Below are 1,753 nucleotides of genomic sequence, written 5' to 3'. Positions count from 1 at the left end.
ATCCCTGGCCCTGACGCTGTTTCGCACCCACGGCGTCGATTTGCAGAGCGCGATTTACTACACCCTGGCCCGGATGCAGCTCAGCGGCCTGGCCGGGTTTACCGAAGGCTGCGAGCTGCTGGCCGGGGTGATAGTCAGCCAGTGGGATGAACTGTGGCCGCCGCAGCCGGCGGTCCGCGCCGAGATGCTGGACTGGTTTAACACCCGCTGCGGCCACGCCTTACGCCAGTACGATTACACCGCCCGTGACCTGCGGATGATTTACCGGGCCGAGCGGGCCTTACAGCTGATAGTCGACCGGCTCCAGCAGTCCGAGCTGAAACGCCTGCCGAAGGTCGACAACCTGTTGTGGTTCTTCCAGAACACCGCCAAAAAACTGGAACAGCCCCGTATCCTGCCCAACCCCGCGGCCAAACCCGTGCAGATGCCGCCGCTGGTTTACCTGGCCGAGACCACCGCGCCGGCGCCGTCTGAACCGGACCCCGGCGACGACGCGGAATACGACCGCCGTCAGCCCAAAGTCCAGGTCCGTTTCCCTGCGCCGCCCCCGCGGCCGATGAGCGCACTACAGGGGTTCGGCCTGGGTCTCTTACTGGGGGCGTTTGTCCTGACCGGCAGCTGGCTGGGCCTTTACCGGCCGCTGCAACAGCAGCTCACCGCCCTGACCGACACCCCGGACGGGGCCAGGCTGGCCTGGCTGTACCACCCCGACCTGCAAACTTATGCGCAGCAGTTAACCCGGCTGGCGGACACCTCGCCGCTGGTGGTGCTGCAACAGGCTGAGCAGCTGACCGGCATGGCGCAAAAAACCTGGCCGCAGGACCGCCGGCAGCAGCGGGCAACGCAGCGCTGGCAGCAGTTACAGTCCATCCGGCGGGAAAACGCGCCGGCGCCCGGCAGCTGGCAGCAGACCGGGCATCAGCTCCAGTTACTGGCGGACAACATCCTGGCACAGGAGCGCAACCGGGGCAGTTTCACCCTCTCTTACCTGAAAACGGCGATTTACCAAATCCAGCACAGCCACAACCGTGACGTCCCGCTGGAAGAGCTGCTGCGCCAGCTTTCCGCCGCCGTCGAACAGGGTGAGAGCGTCTCACCGGCGCTGATAAAAAAGACCGACGACCGGTTTAACGCCCTGCTCAGCCAGTATGACGCGTTGCAGCAAGCCGCCGGGCTGACCCCACTCCCCGGGCCGCCCCGCCCGTAAATTCAGAGAAGGAACCCTTATATGTCATTCCAGAAAAAAACCGCCGGCGCCGCCAGCCTCGCTCAGCAAATCGCTGACCGGCTGAGTCCCCAAAGCGCCGGCGGGTTACAGTTTACCCTCACCGCCGGCGGACTGCCGCCGCACACCTTCGTGGTGGCCGGCTTTACCCTGCACGAGGCCCTCTCCACCCCGTTCACGCTGACCGTCAGTTTAGCCAGTGCCGACCCGGCGATTGATTTCGCCGCCGTCCTCGACAAAAGCGCCACCCTGACCATTCTGCGCGCAGGCAAAGTCGAGCGTACCGTCACCGGCATGGTCGCCAGTTTTGTCCAGGGCAATACCGGCAAACATCAGACCCGCTATGACATGACTATCCGGCCCGATATGTGGCGCGCCACCCTGCGCCAGAATGCCCGGATTTTTCAGCAGCAGGATATCAAAACCATCCTCACCACCCTGCTCAAAGAGAACGGCGTCCGGGATGTGGCGTTCAGCCTGCGCAACCCCCACCCGGAACGGGAGTTCTGCGTCCAGTACCGCGAAACC

The 1,753-nt window shown here is 64.3% G+C and carries 2 protein-coding genes; both read left to right on the top strand.

The window, feature by feature from the left end:
- The coding region (locus ACGF49_RS24485) for a VasL domain-containing protein (protein ID WP_387493287.1) at nt 1-1,207 on the top strand (1,207 nt) is incomplete at its 5' end.
- A gap of 21 nt (nt 1,208-1,228) precedes the next feature.
- The coding region (vgrG, locus tag ACGF49_RS24480) for a type VI secretion system tip protein VgrG (protein ID WP_387493284.1) at nt 1,229-1,753 on the top strand (525 nt) is incomplete at its 3' end.

Source organism: Photorhabdus sp. RM96S (assembly GCF_042879335.1).
Classification (GTDB): domain Bacteria; phylum Pseudomonadota; class Gammaproteobacteria; order Enterobacterales; family Enterobacteriaceae; genus Photorhabdus; species Photorhabdus kayaii.
This window is presented reverse-complemented; position numbering and strand designations above follow the sequence as displayed.